Below are 16,093 nucleotides of genomic sequence, written 5' to 3'. Positions count from 1 at the left end.
ACTGTGCCACAGCAAGGGATCCCTGGCTACGCTCGGGATGAAGAAGCTTGGGGAGAAGCTGCCCGCTGGGTAGATGAAGATCAAGATATTATAAAAAAAGGATAACTTATGTGTTTGGCGTTACCTGCACGAATTACTCAAATTCTTGATGATGACAAAGTCCTAGTGAATATAGGTGGCATCACTAAAGAAATCTCAACTGCATTACTAGACAAAGTCGTTCTAGGAGATTATGTCATTATTCACGTTGGCTACGCTTTAACACGACTCGATGAGCATGAAGCTCAGACCACTTTAAATTTATTTGCGCAAATGGCGAAGGATGAATCCTTATGAAATATATCGAAGAATTCAGGAATGCCGATTTTGCAAAAGCACTGGCCAGAGAAATTGCTGCACACGTTGCTCCGGATCGACATTATCAGTTTATGGAGTTTTGCGGGGGACATACCCACGCCATTCATCGGTATGGAATACCCAGTTTGTTACCCAAAAATGTGGAACTGATCCATGGCCCAGGATGTCCAGTCTGCATATTACCAATGGCAATCACAGACAAAGCCATGGCATTGGCATCATTACCCCATGTTATTCTCTGCAGTTATGCAGACATGTTGCGAGTCCCTGGTTCAGGACAAAAAAATCTATTACACGCCAAGGCAACGGGTGCTGATGTGCGGATGATTTATTCGGCAAGTGATGCACTAAAAATTGCCAAAGAAAATCCGCAAAAAGAAATCATATTTTTTGCTATTGGCTTTGAAACCACAACGCCCCCCACAGCCGTAATTATCCAACAAGCGCGTAAACTGAACCTCAAAAATTTTAGCGTTTTTTGTAATCATGTTTTAACACCGGTCCCCATGGACCACTTGCTGCAATCCAATGACGTCAGCCTCGATGGATTTGTTGGCCCAGCTCATGTCAGCATTATCATTGGCAGTCAATCTTATGAATCAGTGTGCAAAAAATACAATAAGCCCATCGTGATTTCCGGCTTTGAACCTTTGGATTTACTGCACTCCATTTTAATGTTAATTCAACAAATCAATGAAAAACGGTGTGAGGTAGAAATTCAATATACTCGTGCCGTGAATCGCGAAGGAAATTTACTGTCGCAACAAATAATGGCTGACGTATTTGAATTACGTGATCAGTTTGAGTGGCGTGGTTTAGGATTCATTCCTCAAAGTGCTTTAAAAATCAGAGCAAAATATGCGGAATTCGATGCGGAGCAACGTTTTGATATTCCTGATTTTGTCTCCCAAGAACACAAACAGTGTGTTTGTGGTGACGTACTTCGCGGTGTAAAGAAACCCATGGAATGTAAATTATTTGCCAAAGTATGTGCCCCTGAGAATCCGCTGGGATCCTGTATGGTGTCGTCAGAAGGTGCATGTGCCGCAGTATATGCTTATGGACGGATGAATGGATGACTGAAGCAATCATAACGAATACACCAAAAACACCTAAACTTAATGTTCGAGAAGGAGTTATTAATTTAACTCATGGGAGCGGTGGACGTGCTATGACTCAATTAATTGAGCAAATGTTTTTAGCTGCTTTCGATAATCAGTGGCTTGCTGCACGAAATGATCAAGCCTGTTTTTCAATATCTGCAGGTCGAATGGTCATGACTACAGATGCCCATGTCATTTCCCCTTTATTTTTTCCAGGCGGTAATATTGGCTCTTTATCGGTACATGGAACAGTGAACGACGTTGTGATGTCCGGCGCCAAACCCTTATACTTATCTGCCAGTTTTATCCTCGAAGAAGGATTTCCATTAGCGGACTTACAAAAGATCGTCGAAGCCATGGCTGTCGCAGCGCAACAAGCGAATATTGCCATCATTACTGGCGATACAAAAGTAGTCGAACGTGGGAAAGGAGACGGTGTATTTATTACCACTACGGGAATAGGCATAGTTCCTGAAGGAGTTCATATTTCCGGAAACAGGGCCAAGCCAGGTGATCGGGTGTTGATTAGCGGGTTCATTGGCGATCATGGAGTTGCGATTATGGCGCATCGAAATAACTTGCAATTTCATACCGAAATTCAATCGGATACTGCGTCACTTCATGATTTGGTCTCTTGCATGGTTGATGCAGTACCTGACATTCATTGTTTACGTGATCCTACGCGCGGGGGGCTGGCAACCACATTAAATGAATTGGCGATACAATCCAAAGTTGGATTTATGATTGAGGAAAATAAAATCCCTATCCGCACGGAAGTTGCCGGTGCATGCGAGTTATTAGGGCTTGATGCGTTATATGTCGCAAATGAAGGGAAATTAGTTGCCGTTTGTGCTGCTGATGATGCAGATACATTATTAGCTGCAATGCGAGCACATCCTTTGGGAGTGCATGCAGAAATCATAGGGGAAGTGATTGAAGATCCACACCATTTTGTGCAGCTTAAAACAAAACTTGGAGGTATGAGAATTGTCGATTGGTTAGCGGGTGAACAATTACCACGAATTTGTTAATGTTAATTAATGTAGGGGAATATCCCTTCTTCCCAACGGGAGGAGGTGCCCTTTAGGGCGGATGAGGACATTACTTGCGATTAAATGAGCCTCACCCCCGTCCCTCTCCCAAAAATGTGAGCGGGGATCTCTTCAATTTAATGGCAGTGACATTGTGCTGCACCCAGGTGAAAGGAATTTTATGACAGCAAATAAAATAAGCTATTTCATGCCTTATTTGAAATTGCAGAATTTATTGGACACCCTGCACGATGCAGGATACTCCTGTGTAGGCCCTCAAGTACGTGATGGAGCGATTGTTTATGATGTGTTACAACACGCCGAACAATTACCTTGGGGCGTCCGTGATCAACAAACCCCGGGTAGTTATCAATTAGAAAAAATTAAGGAACATAAAGCATTCGCCTTTGCAAATGGTCCGCAAGCAATCAAACCGCTTCTATTTAAGCCCCAAGAAACCGTATGGAAAGTAGAACGTAACCAAGAAGGAAAATTAATTTTTCAACCACATCAAGCAGAAGAACAACCGATTGCGATTATTGGCGCTCGTTCTTGTGATTTAGCGGCAATGAGTATTCAAGATAAAGTGTTTATTGAGAGTGCCCATCCCGATCCTCGTTATAAAAAACGTCGTGAGCAGTTATTGGTTATTGCGGTCAATTGTTCTTATTCTTCAAATAATTGTTTTTGTGTTTCCGCAGGAACTGGACCTGAAGTCAGAAATCCTTTTGATATTCTGCTGACTGAAATCGATGATGGATTCGTAATCCAAACTGGCAGCGAACGGGGTCAAGCAATGATTGCCAATTTAGATTTACCCAAAGCGGAAGCCCATCAATGTAAAAAAGCCAGTCACAATGTGGAACACGCGGCAGCAATGCAAACCAAAAGAATTCCCTTAGAGAATAAGCAGGGTTTACGGGATTTATTATTTGCCAATTTACATCACGCAAGATGGGACGATGTTGCACAAAGATGTTTATCATGTGGTAATTGCACCTCAGTGTGCCCTACCTGTTTTTGTCATAGTGAGGTGGAAAAGCCCAGTTTAGATGGCACAAGCAGTGAACATCAGCGCGAATGGGATTCTTGTTTTACCGCAGGCCACAGCTATTTAAGCGGGAAAGTCATTCGTGACAATACCCATAAACGCTACAGACAATGGTTGACGCATAAGGTCGGCAGTTGGTTTGATCAGTTTGGTACGAGTGGTTGTGTCGGCTGCGGACGTTGTGTTACCTGGTGCCCTGTTGGTATTGATATCACCGAGGAACTCGCGGCAATTTCTGGTGAATCCAATGTAAGGATAAAAGAAAGTGATTAACTCCATTCCCGACCCCTATCTACCACTTGAAGCCATCATTATGGAGAAAACCGAAGAGTCCTCTTCAATTTTTACCTTGCATTTGCGTTTTCTTGACCCAGATCATCATGAACGATTTCTCTTTTATCCAGGCCAATTTAATATGCTCTATCTGTATGGCGTCGGTGAAGTTGCCATTTCCATTGTCTCTGATCCGGAAAAAAAGGATATTCTCACGCATACCATTCGCGCCATAGGGCGAGTGACCAAAGCATTACAAAAACTCCAACCTGGAGATCGAATAGGAGTTCGTGGACCTTATGGACGCGGATGGCCGCTTGACCAAGCAAAAGGTAAAGATGTAGTGGTGCTTACAGGAGGACTAGGTTGCGCCCCCTCGGTCTCCATTATTGAATACATTTTGGCGCGCCGAGAACAATACGGTCATTTGAGTATTCTGCAGGGCGTGAAGCACAGCGATGATTTTATTTTTAGGAAACAGTATGCAATTTGGCAAAAATCGCCTGATACTGTAATTCATATCGCAGCAGATCAAGCCGGACCGAAATGGCCATGGGCTGTAGGTTATGTTACAGATATGATTGATAAACTTCATCTGAATCCTGTAAATACCATCGTGATGATGTGTGGACCGGAAATGATGATGAATACCGCAGTCAAAGTACTTACGCCACGAGGAATTTCAGAACATGATATATATTTAAGCATGGAACGAAATATGGAGTGTGGTATTGGACAATGCGGCCATTGCCAATATGGAGGGGTTTTTATTTGTAAAGATGGCCCGGTATTTGCCTATTCAGAAATCAAAGAATTATTTAATGAACCAGGATTTTAGCAACGATGAAGCCACGTTTGGCGGTACATAAATTTACATCCTGTGATGGATGCCAATTGGCCTTTTTAAATGCCGGAGAGGCCTTAATCACGCTATCAGAATTAGTGGATATGATTCATTTTTCGGAGGCGGGAGCGGTCGATCTTGATGCCAAGGTTGATATCGCCTTTGTTGAAGGCAGCATTTCCACGCCCGATGAAGAACTACGCATTAAAAAAATTCGCGAGAACAGTAAATTCATCATTACCATCGGTGCTTGTGCTACCGCAGGAGGTGTGCAGGCTTTGCGTCATTTTGCAGATACGAAAGAATGGGTCAGCAGTATTTATGCGTCTCCAGAATACATTCATAGCCTAAGTACTTCCACACCCATTTCCCATCATGTGAAAGTGGATTGGGAGTTATGGGGGTGTCCGGTAAATAGCAATCAAGTATTGGAAGCAATTCGTTTTTTATTATCCAATGCGACGCCCCGCATCAAACAAGATTCTGAGTGTATGGAATGTAAACGTAAAGGCAATGTTTGTGTTTTGGTTACCCAAAAACAACCCTGTATGGGCCCTGTAACCCAATTAGGCTGCGGTTCTCTTTGTCCCTCAGTAGGACGGGGATGTTATGCATGCTATGGCCCCAAAGAAAATCCAAATCCTAACTCTTTGGGTAACTGGTTTGAACAGCTTGGTTTATCAAAGGAAGCCATCGCGCAAAAATTTTTGCATATTAATAATCAAGCTCCTGCATTTAACAAAGCAGGAGCTTATTTTAAGGGAATTAAAATAAGCAATGAGTAACACCATTTCCATTAATGTTCCTATTTTGGCGCGCGTTGAAGGTGAAGGAGCGCTTGAGCTGCACATTCGTAACAGTAAAATCAGCAAACTCCAATTAAAAATTTATGAACCACCAAGATTGTTTGAAAAATTTCTCGAAGGCAGAAGTTATACGGAAGTTCTGGATCTTGTAGCGCGGATCTGTGGGATATGTCCTGTTGCTTACCAAATGAGTGCAACTCAGGCTATTGAACATTGTTTTGGTCTGCAACCCTCCCCTTGGGTACGCGAGATGCGCCGCCTCTTTTACTGCGGTGAATGGCTTGAAAGTCATAGCATGCACATTCATTTTTTAGCTTTACCTGATTTTTTAGGATTTAAGTCAGCACCAGAAATGGCAAAAAGTTATCCTGAAGAAGTACGACGGGGCATCCGTTTGCAATCGTTTGGTAATGATTTAATCAAATTATTTGGTGGTCGTTCGGTTCATCCAGTTGGTGCTTGCGTGGGTGGATTTTATAAAGCACCCTCTCTGACGCAAATCAACACCCTATTAGAAAAAGCAAAAGCCCGCATTGAAGATTGTGAAGTATTAATTCGCTGGCTTGCAAAACATTCCTTTCCGGATAACTCACATGAGTTTACCTATGTTTCTCTTTATCATCCTACAGAATATCCATTCAATGAGGGCAGACTGGTTTCCAATCATGGCTTAAATATCAGCATCGAGGAATTTGATGCCTATTTCAAAGAAAGCCAAGTCCCATACTCTACCGCCTTGCATTGTTTATTACAAAATAAGCCTTACTTGGTAGGACCTCTAGCACGAGTGAACAATTGTTTTGGTCACCTGCCTGCCCCTATCCATCTACTTTTACAGGAATTAAAAATAAACTTTCCCTCCAAAAATATGTATCACAGTATTTTTGCACGCGCCGTTGAAATCTATTTTTGTGTTTTAGAATCGATACGTATCATGGAACAATACAAAATTCCCAAAGAATCCCATCCTGAAGTGAAACCACGTGCCGGAATAGGATTTGGGTGTACTGAAGCCCCCAGAGGGACTTTGTGGCAACATATTCACTTGAATGAGCAAGGACAAGTAAAATCGGCACGCATCGTACCACCAACCAGTCAAAATCAGGCACGTATTGAAGAGGATTTACATCGTTCTTTAGTGCAATATGGCCTTGATCAGGATGAGGATTCAATACGTGCTTACAGTGAAATGATCATTCGCAATTATGATCCCTGTATTTCATGTTCCACTCATTTTTTAACGATTAAAGTGAATCGAGAATGAAAATCATCAAAGTTCTAGGAATTGGTTCTCCTTTTGGTGATGATCAGGTAGGTTGGAAGGTAGCCAATGCGTTACAACAACACCTATCAAACCATCCTCATCTTGCAGACCTTGTACTCATTGAAAACCATGATCGGCCAGGTGTGCGACTCATTGAGCTAATGAGTGGATTCAATACTGTTTTTATCATTGATGCAGTCAAATCAGGGAGTACAATTGGAACCATTCATCGATTTAAAAATGAATCAATCCTCGATTCAGAAAATAGATTCTCGACCCATGGTATCAGCATCCTGCAAACACTTCATCTAGCCCGTGCTCTTAATGAGTTACCTGCTAACCTTTTATTTTATGGAATCGAAATTGATGCAATTACGCTGGATGAAACACTTTCCCCTCAGATAGAAAAAGCAATTGCGGAGGTGACGCGCCGATTGATCAATGACCTAGTTACTGCTTATGAAGTCTAGCATGAAGCCCGTATCAAGCTCGATACGGGAACTTTTTTAATCTGTCTACCTAGTGCTTTGTTTTTTCTTTAGCAACGTCGCCAAACAGCCAATCCGTGCTCACTTCAAGTTCATCAGCAATTCTTTGCATCGTATTGTCATCGAATGCCACAACACCATGCAGGAGCGCTTCAATTTTAAACTTGGGCAACTGAAACATCTTTGAACATGCTTGAACACGCTCTGTCATTAATTCAGGAACACCTAATTCATCAAGCTCATAGTTCAAACGTTCAGTTAATTTTTTGTTTGACATGGTCGTCTCCTTTTTCACTTTTTATCAGTGTAAAACAAGCAAGCTTAAGGATTGATTAACAAAAAGATTTTTTTAAACATTATTTTCACGACAAGCTGGATCACGCTAATAGGCAAATATTTGGAACAAAAGGATGGCACAAATATGGCGCTAATGTGCGGAAATGCTAATGAGTATTTGGCCACCGCACCTCTTAATGTATTTTTAATAATCATAGAGTATTATATATAGTTAATTATAACCCCTTATCGCCTTCATTGGAGACAGTATGTTGCCACTTAATTTTAAAACTCATGGAAGTCTTGTTGTTCCAGCCAACATTGCCGTTCCTTTAGTTTTCCCGGGAGTTCGAGGAAAAATCAAAAAAACAATTCAATTACCTAATGATAAATCATTAGAAGAGAATAGCTTGGCAATAATACAGCCACTGAATTTAGATAAGCCAGGAGAAGTACAGAGATTTAGATTAACTCCTTATGTACCAATCGGTGCGAGTCGTGATGACTTACCTGAAAATCAAAGAAACATTACCATTGATGAGAAAGCTAGTTGCGAAGTTGAACTTGATAATCCAGAGCAATATTTAGGATATAACATTGAACAATATCAGCAATCCAATGCTCCTTTATTTGGTGAGGGATCACCCTCCATAGAAGATGTTAAGCAATACAAGGTACCTGATTGCTTTTTTTTAGCCTCACTGGCAGCTATTTTAAGTCAACCTGATGGAGCCAGCTACATTCGTAGTATGCTGAGACAAAATGATGATGGCACAACAACCGTTCGTTTATTCAATCCTAAAACGTTAGAACCAGTTTATGTTCGAGTACAAAATTCCTATATTGTAGACCAGCAAGGTAGCTTAAATAAGCATACGGGCTTATGGGTCGATATACTCGAGAAAGCAGCAGCGTCTGTTCCTGAGCTCTTTGGAAACACTAATCCCTCCATGAGTGGTGCTCTGAAAGGCGGTTCAGAGTCTACTGCGTTGAAAGTATTAACGGGTTGTAACGCTAAAGAAGAATATATTAATTATGATAAATTTTTTGCTTGGGATATAGGTAACTTTTTTGCTGATGAGCTTGAACAACTAACTGTGTTAAATCAACAGAAAAAAATCATGCAAGAGGAATTAGGGGCAGAGCACCAATCAGGAACGGATGAAATTATTACAGAAATGTTATCAACAAGAATTCGAGCATTTGAAGAAATTTTTGGTCAGGAGGACGCACAGGAAAACTGTTTGAAATTAATCGATTTTTATTCAGAAAACAAGGAAGAGTGGGAAAGAATATACTCTCAAGATGCTAATGGTCAACAGCGCCTTGAACACTTAATATCGCATTTTTCACAAGATGAGAAAAACAACCAAATAATTGATATCTTACAAAAATTATTTACTTATTATCATGAAGATGTAGAAAAAGCGGTAAGGCGCGATAATCAAGAAATATTTAGTGGAATTTATTCACCTGAAGAGCTGAGTATTTTTAACGACATAAAATTGAAAATCGCGAAAGGTGAATCTTTAACAGCAGGCACACCCCAAAGATACGATGAAAAAGTACCAGGCTTAAGAGCAATGCATGCTTATACAATTGTTGATGTTGTTGAAACAATCCGTCCTGTAGATCAGGATACTGATGAAATGCGTCCAATTAAAATGATACGCATTAGAAATCCATGGGGTTTCACTGGACGGCTTTATTTACCAAATATGGAGAATCCTAATCAAATTGACATCAAAGAAGAACGTGTTGCGGGTACTTTTGATTTAGAACTCAAAGATTTTTGTCGTTATTACGAAAGTTATACCAGCACACAACAATTCTCTAAAGTTCGAGAACTGACTGCCCAAAGGCAGCGCTTGGCCTTAAAAATGCAAGATCTCTTAAAAGGAGATGATGCTTTAGCAGGTAAGGATTCTCAGCATGATTTATTGCCAAAAATAGATGCTTATTTTGAATGTAAGGCTGATTTAATTAATATCCAAATAACTGCTGTTCAACTATTAGATGATAATATTCATGAACAAATCAAAGAAGCATTAAGCCAAGAGGATCAAGATTCATTAAATAGAATTATTGAAGCAAATAAAGTAACAATGATGAATATTTTTCAAACTTCAGATTGTGAATTAATTGCTGCATCCATTAACTATTGGTGGAAAGTTTCGAACCAACAGCTTTCCAAAGAGAATGAAAAAACTTATCAACACCAATTGATTCAGTCTGTTAGTAAAAATGATTTGCTGTGGAGTAAATTTATTGAAAATTATCAGATCAATGCTTCTATAGTTCTTAGACCATTAAATAAATCGCAAAAATTAATTGATGAGTTATTTGGAAGTATTGAGGAATCACAACAAACACTAAAATCATTACTTCCAAATGATGAAGGTTATGAGCAACTTCTAAAAGCCCTATTTCTCCAAACAGATTTGCTAAAGCACCATTTTAGTTATCTTGAAAAAAATGAAAAACTTCTACAGCGATGGGGTATTGAAATAGATTTATATCGTGAAAAATTAGCAAACCTTAATGCTTATATTGAGGATTTGGTAGAACAAAATCCAATTGCTGAGCGTGTAAAAAAGCAACTAGAAAAAGAGTTACCTCAACAAAGTTCATCAATAGATGATTTTACACGCGACACTGAAAGACTTTTACGGAATATGGCTGGAATGGAATTGATTTTAAATAAATATAAAGAAATAAAATCAAGCCAACCTGCATCAAGTCAACAAAATGAAATTGAACAACACAAATCAAAACACTTTCCTCAATGGTTAATTTCTTTAGGAAGAATATTAGATCGAGTTCTTGAGGCAATAACGAGATGGAAAAGCCCCAATAATACGAATCAAGAACAACTGCCTGGGTATAATCGAAGACCGGAATCTGATTCAAAATATCCCAGTCTGGATTCATTTGGCTTTTTTGAGCGCGTCAATCCTGAGGAATCCACTCCTTCTGTTCCTCAAGACAAACCCACAAATCAATGCTAATAGGTAAAAAGGGTTTAGTCACAAGCGGCTAAAATTTAAAGATTAGCCGCTTTATTTATTGATTAACTCATTCGTTCCAAATGAATCAAACTCAATAAAATCCCTTACCATTAAAGTGAAAATTACATTCAGCAATGTTATGCTTTCCACACGAAATTAACCGATGGATTGGTATAAAATTATGCCCAACTCAAGAGAAATGTTATTAAAAATTTTAAATCGAACAAGAAATTCACTTCAAAATAAAGTTCCCCCCTTTCAAATAGAGTGTCTTGATATGTTTCAAAAAAAGATTGAGGCCATTCAAGAGGATGAAATTTCTGAAATGGATGTACAAGTTTGTGATGTGCTTCTTGATAAATGTTTTTGTGACTTAGATGATATAGTCCCAAGAGAATATAGGATTATCGGTCTTATAAATAAAGCAAATCTTAAGAATGATGATTTTTATACTAAAGTTGCCAAGATTTTTGATAATGAAATTACAAGAATCAATAATTTATCGAGAAAGGGCTTTTACGACCAAACACTTACCAATGTCAAGAGGATAGTGATTGATATGAAAACCCATTTGACCAGTTTAAAAAATGAATTAAATCCACAATATCATGATGAGAAATCTCACAATGGTTTCTTCAGGTAAGAAATAAGGATTTTTTTCATTCAAATCAAGTGCTGGAGCATTCAATGTCACACATTGCAGTGATTACAGGAGCGAGCAGTGGTATCGGGCATGCATTAACTTTAGAATTAGCCTCTCAAGGCATTACCGTAATTGCGATTGCCAGAAATAATACGAAGTTACTTAAATTAAAAGAGAAACATCCAGAAAAAATCAAGACCATACCTGCTGATATTACTACTGATGAAGGGCTAAAAAGAATTGCCAATGAAATGAAATCATCGAATATCAATTACTTGATTCATAATGCAGGCATTATTTCCCCTCTGGGCTTATTACATAAGGCGACGGCAGCTGATATAAGAAAAATAATTGAAACCAATCTTATTGCGCCCATGTTACTTACTCAAAGTATGCTTCCCTTGTTCTCCAAGCAAGGAGGCCGCATTTTAAATATCACTTCCGTAGCTGGAGAAAAGGCGGTTGCAGGAGCAGGCGCTTATTGCATTTCCAAATCAGCATTCAACATGTGGACGAACGTCTTACAGGCTGAATTACCCCAGGGAATAGTGGCGACTGATGTTATTCCAGGTGAAGTAGATACCGGTATGCAAAAAAATTTACGGGAATGTCCTGTAGAATTATTTCCATTAGCTGATGAATTTAAGAGAGCATATCAAGAAAAGACCTTGATACCTCCCACAGTATGCGCTGAGTTTTTAACGTTCCTCTTATTAAAAACGACTCCAAAAGAGTTTTCGGAGAAAAGGTGGAACATTTATAAACACTATACAAAACCAATTCCTCTTCCCTTAAATAAAGACAAACTCGATGATTAAACTCACATCATCCCGAGGGTAGCGAGGGATGACGTGGTAGTGAGTAGCACAGTACGTCAAATTACAGCATTGAGGCGTGCGACTTGTAACTGACACTCATTAAATGGCAATCGTTATTCAAAGAGTAATGCCATAAAAATATGATTTTCATATACTCCATCGATACGGACAGCATTTTTATGGACTCCTTCTTTGACGAAACCATATTTTTCATACAATGAGATTGCCGCATAATTATGTTCCCGGACAGTAAGCTCTATCCGTGTTAACCCCTTTAATTTTGCCATTTGCAATGCCGTGCTTAATAATTTCTCACCTATTCCCTGTCCTCTATAGGGTGCAAGCACACCAATCCCCAAAGCACCAACATGAGCAAAAACAGGTCGATCAAGCGGGCTGATATCACACCAACCAATCACCTGATCCTCATGCATCGCGACCACTTGAGGCCACCCCTCTTTAATATGCTCTAAAACAAAATCTCGAGTTAATTTGATGGGAGGCCCTTCTAAAAAAGCTAAAAATTTACGTTCACGTGCCACACTATCTACAGCGTTCCAAAAAGCTTCAATATGTTTTTCTTGGATGGGAACAATAGTAAATTGCATAAGAATCTATTCAATAATTAACCTTGGGATAAGTAAAAAGGAGATTCTTTCTTGAGTCAATAAACAATTGCCCTAGGACTGTAAAACGGACAGCCAAAACTAAAGATAAAGAACAGAGAACATGTTATAGTGCAAAATAGAATCTCGGTAACAATGAGAAAAAATATGCAAGATATTACTATTTATCATAATCCTCGATGCTCCAAATCACGACAAACTTTGGCACTTCTGCAAAGCAAAGGTTTTAAACCGGTAATTATTGAATACCTTAAAACCCCACTTAGTTTAAAGCAATTAAACGCATTAAAGAGTCACTTTGCTTTTAAGGATTTTGTTCGTACCGATGAGCACGTTTTTAAAGAACTTGGATTATCTCTGGATAATGAAACTCAAGTATTAAGTGCAATGGTCAAAGAACCCATATTAATGCAACGTCCCATCGTCACTTACCAAAACAAAGCAGTTATTGGACGCCCCCCCGAGAAAGTCCTGGAATTACTTGAGTAATATTTAGCTGTTGATCTTAATTCTCGCTCCCTATCAGGGAGGTGCACGACAATGCGAATGAGGAAATTACACCCAACTCCCAAGTGGGTCCCGTTATAGCCTGGAAGAATAAGAATATTGTCACACTGGATGTCATTGCTGCTAAGTCAGGAATGACATCCAGTTTTTCAAAAACATCACCAATGAGCTAGGCGATTATTGATGAGGGTCACTGTTTTGACCATCCTGCTAATTGGAAGTCAATTGATTAGGGCATCCCGATTGATGGTAAGAAACTAATGCACTATATATTCCTTGATAATCTGCAAATGCATTCCTATTCTCTTTAACATCGTCAAAAACTGAATTTGTTCGCCCACAAGAGCCGAATTCGGTGAGATTTAAATGATCACCATTTGCTTTTTTGTAGGCAATAAAAGTTTCACCGCAATGTAAATGGGGGCGTTTGTTCCCTGCATTCCCTAAAAATTCCACATTACCACAATAGGTTTTCTTAAAGTTAACCTTGAAGTTGGGTGTATGTGCAAAAGTATTGATAGAAATAACTGCGATAACGCAGGCTGTTGCAATTGAAAGTTTATTCATCATAGAGAATTAAAAAAAGTGTTAAAAATCAAATTTAACACACTCCGTTCCTACAACCAAGAGCTGACTGCAAGTTTTTGATGTTACTTTATTTTTGCAGCACATAAGTTCCTGGTGCGGAGGGTAACGAAGAATCCAGCTCTGGAGGTGAAACAAACCTTTGCGAACTGTTGTTTACCAACCAATGATGCCATGCAGTCCACCAGGAACCATCTCTTCTTTTTGCTTTACTGAGCCATTTTTTCGGTCCTATATAAGGCATCGTCTTTTTGCTTTCCAGAATAGAATAATAACGTCCGGGATGGTTGGGTTCACTGACAATTCCTGCGTTGTGACCGCCGCTGGTCAACACAAAGGTAATATCCGTATGCATCATCAGGTGGATTTTATATACAGATTCCCAAGGGGCAATGTGGTCATGTTCTGTGCTTACTGCAAAAATAGGTAAATGAACATTTCTGGGAGCTACTACTTCATCTTCGACCTTAAAATGTCCCTCAGCAAAATCATTATTCAGAAACAATTTTTCAAGATATTCCGTATGCATTTTATAGGGCATTCGAGTTGAATCGGCATTCCAGGCCAGTAAATCAATCATCCCCCGCTTTTTGCCTGTCATGTAATCATCAATCATTTTTGACCAAATCAGATCATAAGTCCTTAACATTTGAAAAGAACCGGCCATATGTTTGGGATCAAGATACCCTTTTTCCCACATCATATTTTTGAGAAATGCTATTTCACTCTCTGTAATGAACAACATCAACTCGCCTGCCTTTGTAAAATCACCTTGTGCAGCCAAAAGTGAAAGGGTTTTAAGGCGATAATCTTTATTTCGTGCCATCGCAGCAGCAGTGATCATCGCTAAAGTTCCTCCCAGGCAATATCCCATTAAATGAATTTTAGTATTAGGTAAAATAGAACTCACTGCATCGATTGCTGCCATTGCACCAAGGCGATAATAATCATCCATTCCTAAATCCCGATCCTTCTCATCCGGATTACGCCATGAAACGATGAATACCGTATGTCCTTGCCCCACAAGCCATTTAACTAAAGAATTTCCAGGAGATAAATCTAAAATATAATATTTCATTATCCATGCTGGTAATATAAGTATTGGCTCTTTAAAAACCTTTTCTGTTTGTGGTTCATATTGAATTAATTCAATCAAATGGTTAGTAAACACGATTTTGCCAGGGGTAATTGCAACATTCTTGCCCGGTTTGAACTTTCCAGCCCCCGGGGGAGGTAGACCGACTAATCTTCTTAAAGTATGTTCAATAGCAAGCTCTGTACCCTGAATCAAATTGACCCCACCGGAGCGAATCGTTTCATAAAAAAGATCAGGATTGGTCATTACAAAATTGGAAGGCGATAAGGCATCATGTAACTGGCGAATATAAAATGAAACCGTACGCTCTGCTCGACCTGAAAGGCCAGGAACTTTTCGTGTTGCAAATCGCCACCACTCTTCGCTCTGAAGAAAAACTTCTGCATAAAATCGCCAAGGCATCAATTGCCAATTCTCTTTATGAAAACGAACGTCAGTCCCTTGTGCTGGTTGCTTATCACACAGCAGATGCGTAAGAAACTCATCGGAATGTGTGATGTGAAAAAAAGCCAGTGCTAACAAATGCCCAGGTGATTGGGCTAATTGTAAAAGCCAAGCACAATGAGAAGTCCCGATTACAGCTGGACTCATTCCCATAGTAATCTTACCAAGATTTGCCTGATATAATTTATTGATATAATAAAAAAAATCATCCAACTGATTCTTAAATATTTCGTACTGAGGCTTAGCCCCACTCTCGGCTGGAGAAGTAGATTGAATCTTTAGGTGTCGAGTTGAAGCGTTTGTTTTCTCAGTTCCTTTCATAGTGAATATCCTTGGGAGCATTCCAGCATTGATTGGGTGAACAATAAAGTGTTGATATAAATTATAGTATTATTTTTAAATAGAGTGCATGAATTACAAAAATAGAGAAAGCAAACAAGGAAATCTTGAGTAGTTCCGATATTAGAGTATGCTTAAAGGAATAAACCAAATAAGGAAAAAAATGAAAAAAATATGGATTATTTTATTGTATGCCGTTCATACTGCGTCATTTGCTGAAGATTTGGGTAAAACAACTTATGAGATATCATGTCAAAATTGTCATGCAGCTCAATTTGCAGTTGGAATGAAAGCTCCTGCCGCCTTTGATAAAAAAGCATGGGGTGTACGTTTTAAAAACGCAGCGCTGGAAGCGAAACAAAATCCCACAGAATATAAAACGGCCATGGATTATTTATTATACAGTATGAAGCGAGGTAAAGGGCTAATGCCTCATAGTGGTTTATGTAAGGAAGTGGATGCCCCTCAGAAAAATTGTTCTGATGAAGCATTCGTTCAAGCCATTCAGTACATGTCACAAAACTGATTATAAAC

Annotated in this window: 17 protein-coding genes; 13 read left to right on the top strand and 4 right to left on the bottom strand. The window is 39.3% G+C overall.

Annotation, left to right across the window (positions count from 1 at the left end):
- Positions 1-108: 108 nt before the first annotated feature.
- The 8 genes from ACF8MK_RS10225 to ACF8MK_RS10190 all read left to right on the top strand — a co-directional run bounded on the left by ACF8MK_RS10225 (position 109) and on the right by ACF8MK_RS10190 (position 7,199).
- Positions 109-336: a HypC/HybG/HupF family hydrogenase formation chaperone gene (locus ACF8MK_RS10225; RefSeq protein WP_265702698.1), complete on the top strand. Its 228-nt coding sequence runs from the start codon at positions 109-111 to the stop codon at positions 334-336.
- A complete protein-coding gene (gene hypD, locus ACF8MK_RS10220; RefSeq protein ID WP_392536563.1) occupies positions 333-1,436 on the top strand; it encodes a hydrogenase formation protein HypD in 1,104 nt (367 codons plus the stop codon). The genes ACF8MK_RS10225 and hypD overlap by 4 nt, the downstream gene beginning before the upstream one ends.
- Positions 1,433-2,491: a hydrogenase expression/formation protein HypE gene (hypE, locus tag ACF8MK_RS10215; protein ID WP_392536562.1), complete on the top strand. Its 1,059-nt coding sequence runs from the start codon at positions 1,433-1,435 to the stop codon at positions 2,489-2,491. Before hypD ends, hypE begins: the two co-directional genes overlap by 4 nt.
- A gap of 181 nt (positions 2,492-2,672) precedes the next feature.
- The gene (locus ACF8MK_RS10210) at positions 2,673-3,815 is read left to right on the top strand and encodes a 4Fe-4S dicluster domain-containing protein (RefSeq protein ID WP_392536561.1); all 1,143 of its coding nucleotides are present in this window, start codon (positions 2,673-2,675) and stop codon (positions 3,813-3,815) included.
- 40 nt (positions 3,816-3,855) lie between these two features.
- Positions 3,856-4,653, top strand: a complete 798-nt coding sequence (locus tag ACF8MK_RS10205) for an FAD/NAD(P)-binding protein (RefSeq protein WP_392538948.1) — start codon at positions 3,856-3,858, stop codon at positions 4,651-4,653.
- A gap of 5 nt (positions 4,654-4,658) precedes the next feature.
- Positions 4,659-5,444, top strand: a complete 786-nt coding sequence (locus ACF8MK_RS10200) for a sulfhydrogenase subunit delta (protein ID WP_265702694.1) — start codon at positions 4,659-4,661, stop codon at positions 5,442-5,444.
- Complete coding sequence (locus tag ACF8MK_RS10195) at positions 5,437-6,729, top strand: Ni/Fe hydrogenase subunit alpha (RefSeq protein WP_392536560.1); 1,293 nt, start codon at positions 5,437-5,439, stop codon at positions 6,727-6,729. Before ACF8MK_RS10200 ends, ACF8MK_RS10195 begins: the two co-directional genes overlap by 8 nt.
- A complete protein-coding gene (locus ACF8MK_RS10190) occupies positions 6,726-7,199 on the top strand; it encodes a hydrogenase maturation protease (RefSeq protein ID WP_392536559.1) in 474 nt (157 codons plus the stop codon). The genes ACF8MK_RS10195 and ACF8MK_RS10190 overlap by 4 nt, the downstream gene beginning before the upstream one ends.
- Positions 7,200-7,248: 49 nt before the next feature.
- Here the strand turns inward: ACF8MK_RS10190 and ACF8MK_RS10185 are convergent, their stop codons facing one another.
- A complete protein-coding gene (locus ACF8MK_RS10185; RefSeq protein WP_265702691.1) occupies positions 7,249-7,494 on the bottom strand; it encodes a hypothetical protein in 246 nt (81 codons plus the stop codon).
- A 268-nt stretch (positions 7,495-7,762) separates the two neighbouring features.
- Between ACF8MK_RS10185 and ACF8MK_RS10180 the strand changes: the two genes are divergently transcribed.
- The 3 genes from ACF8MK_RS10180 to ACF8MK_RS10170 all read left to right on the top strand — a co-directional run bounded on the left by ACF8MK_RS10180 (position 7,763) and on the right by ACF8MK_RS10170 (position 11,962).
- Positions 7,763-10,501 carry a C2 family cysteine protease gene (locus ACF8MK_RS10180; protein ID WP_392536558.1) on the top strand — a complete coding sequence of 913 codons (2,739 nt, stop codon included), beginning with the start codon at positions 7,763-7,765 and terminating at the stop codon, positions 10,499-10,501.
- A gap of 163 nt (positions 10,502-10,664) precedes the next feature.
- Positions 10,665-11,144 carry a hypothetical protein gene (locus ACF8MK_RS10175; protein ID WP_392536557.1) on the top strand — a complete coding sequence of 160 codons (480 nt, stop codon included), beginning with the start codon at positions 10,665-10,667 and terminating at the stop codon, positions 11,142-11,144.
- A 44-nt stretch (positions 11,145-11,188) separates the two neighbouring features.
- A complete protein-coding gene (locus tag ACF8MK_RS10170) occupies positions 11,189-11,962 on the top strand; it encodes an SDR family NAD(P)-dependent oxidoreductase (RefSeq protein WP_392536556.1) in 774 nt (257 codons plus the stop codon).
- A gap of 113 nt (positions 11,963-12,075) precedes the next feature.
- Here the strand turns inward: ACF8MK_RS10170 and ACF8MK_RS10165 are convergent, their stop codons facing one another.
- Positions 12,076-12,570: a GNAT family N-acetyltransferase gene (locus ACF8MK_RS10165; RefSeq protein WP_265702688.1), complete on the bottom strand. Its 495-nt coding sequence runs from the start codon at positions 12,568-12,570 to the stop codon at positions 12,076-12,078.
- 165 nt (positions 12,571-12,735) lie between these two features.
- Between ACF8MK_RS10165 and arsC the strand changes: the two genes are divergently transcribed.
- Entirely contained in the window at positions 12,736-13,077 is a 342-nt protein-coding gene (gene arsC, locus ACF8MK_RS10160) for an arsenate reductase (glutaredoxin) (RefSeq protein WP_392536555.1), read from the top strand.
- A gap of 228 nt (positions 13,078-13,305) precedes the next feature.
- On the opposite strand, the gene ACF8MK_RS10155 is transcribed toward arsC, so the two are convergent.
- Together ACF8MK_RS10155 and ACF8MK_RS10150 are read right to left on the bottom strand one after the other, a co-directional pair.
- Entirely contained in the window at positions 13,306-13,665 is a 360-nt protein-coding gene (locus ACF8MK_RS10155) for a hypothetical protein (protein ID WP_392536554.1), read from the bottom strand.
- 85 nt (positions 13,666-13,750) lie between these two features.
- Positions 13,751-15,541, bottom strand: coding sequence for a PHA/PHB synthase family protein (locus ACF8MK_RS10150; RefSeq protein ID WP_392536553.1), 1,791 nt, complete (start codon positions 15,539-15,541; stop codon positions 13,751-13,753).
- 181 nt (positions 15,542-15,722) lie between these two features.
- Between ACF8MK_RS10150 and ACF8MK_RS10145 the strand changes: the two genes are divergently transcribed.
- Complete coding sequence (locus ACF8MK_RS10145; protein WP_392536552.1) at positions 15,723-16,085, top strand: c-type cytochrome; 363 nt, start codon at positions 15,723-15,725, stop codon at positions 16,083-16,085.
- The last annotated feature ends 8 nt before the right edge of the window (positions 16,086-16,093 follow it).

Source organism: Legionella sp. 227 (genome assembly GCF_043161935.1).
Classification (GTDB): domain Bacteria; phylum Pseudomonadota; class Gammaproteobacteria; order Legionellales; family Legionellaceae; genus Legionella; species Legionella sheltonii.
This window is presented reverse-complemented; position numbering and strand designations above follow the sequence as displayed.

Bases quoted from the DNA above. Each gene is read 5' to 3' on its own strand.
- ACF8MK_RS10225 (WP_265702698.1), top strand. From the start codon at position 109: ATGTGTTTGGCGTTACCTGCACGAATTACTCAAATTCTTGATGATGAC.
- hypD (WP_392536563.1), top strand. From the start codon at position 333: ATGAAATATATCGAAGAATTCAGGAATGCCGATTTTGCAAAAGCACTG.
- hypE (WP_392536562.1), top strand. From the start codon at position 1,433: ATGACTGAAGCAATCATAACGAATACACCAAAAACACCTAAACTTAAT.
- ACF8MK_RS10210 (WP_392536561.1), top strand. From the start codon at position 2,673: ATGACAGCAAATAAAATAAGCTATTTCATGCCTTATTTGAAATTGCAG.
- ACF8MK_RS10205 (WP_392538948.1), top strand. From the start codon at position 3,856: ATGGAGAAAACCGAAGAGTCCTCTTCAATTTTTACCTTGCATTTGCGT.
- ACF8MK_RS10200 (WP_265702694.1), top strand. From the start codon at position 4,659: ATGAAGCCACGTTTGGCGGTACATAAATTTACATCCTGTGATGGATGC.
- ACF8MK_RS10195 (WP_392536560.1), top strand. From the start codon at position 5,437: ATGAGTAACACCATTTCCATTAATGTTCCTATTTTGGCGCGCGTTGAA.
- ACF8MK_RS10190 (WP_392536559.1), top strand. From the start codon at position 6,726: ATGAAAATCATCAAAGTTCTAGGAATTGGTTCTCCTTTTGGTGATGAT.
- ACF8MK_RS10185 (WP_265702691.1), bottom strand. From the start codon at position 7,494: ATGTCAAACAAAAAATTAACTGAACGTTTGAACTATGAGCTTGATGAA.
- ACF8MK_RS10180 (WP_392536558.1), top strand. From the start codon at position 7,763: ATGTTGCCACTTAATTTTAAAACTCATGGAAGTCTTGTTGTTCCAGCC.
- ACF8MK_RS10175 (WP_392536557.1), top strand. From the start codon at position 10,665: ATGGATTGGTATAAAATTATGCCCAACTCAAGAGAAATGTTATTAAAA.
- ACF8MK_RS10170 (WP_392536556.1), top strand. From the start codon at position 11,189: ATGTCACACATTGCAGTGATTACAGGAGCGAGCAGTGGTATCGGGCAT.
- ACF8MK_RS10165 (WP_265702688.1), bottom strand. From the start codon at position 12,570: ATGCAATTTACTATTGTTCCCATCCAAGAAAAACATATTGAAGCTTTT.
- arsC (WP_392536555.1), top strand. From the start codon at position 12,736: ATGCAAGATATTACTATTTATCATAATCCTCGATGCTCCAAATCACGA.
- ACF8MK_RS10155 (WP_392536554.1), bottom strand. From the start codon at position 13,665: ATGATGAATAAACTTTCAATTGCAACAGCCTGCGTTATCGCAGTTATT.
- ACF8MK_RS10150 (WP_392536553.1), bottom strand. From the start codon at position 15,541: ATGAAAGGAACTGAGAAAACAAACGCTTCAACTCGACACCTAAAGATT.
- ACF8MK_RS10145 (WP_392536552.1), top strand. From the start codon at position 15,723: ATGAAAAAAATATGGATTATTTTATTGTATGCCGTTCATACTGCGTCA.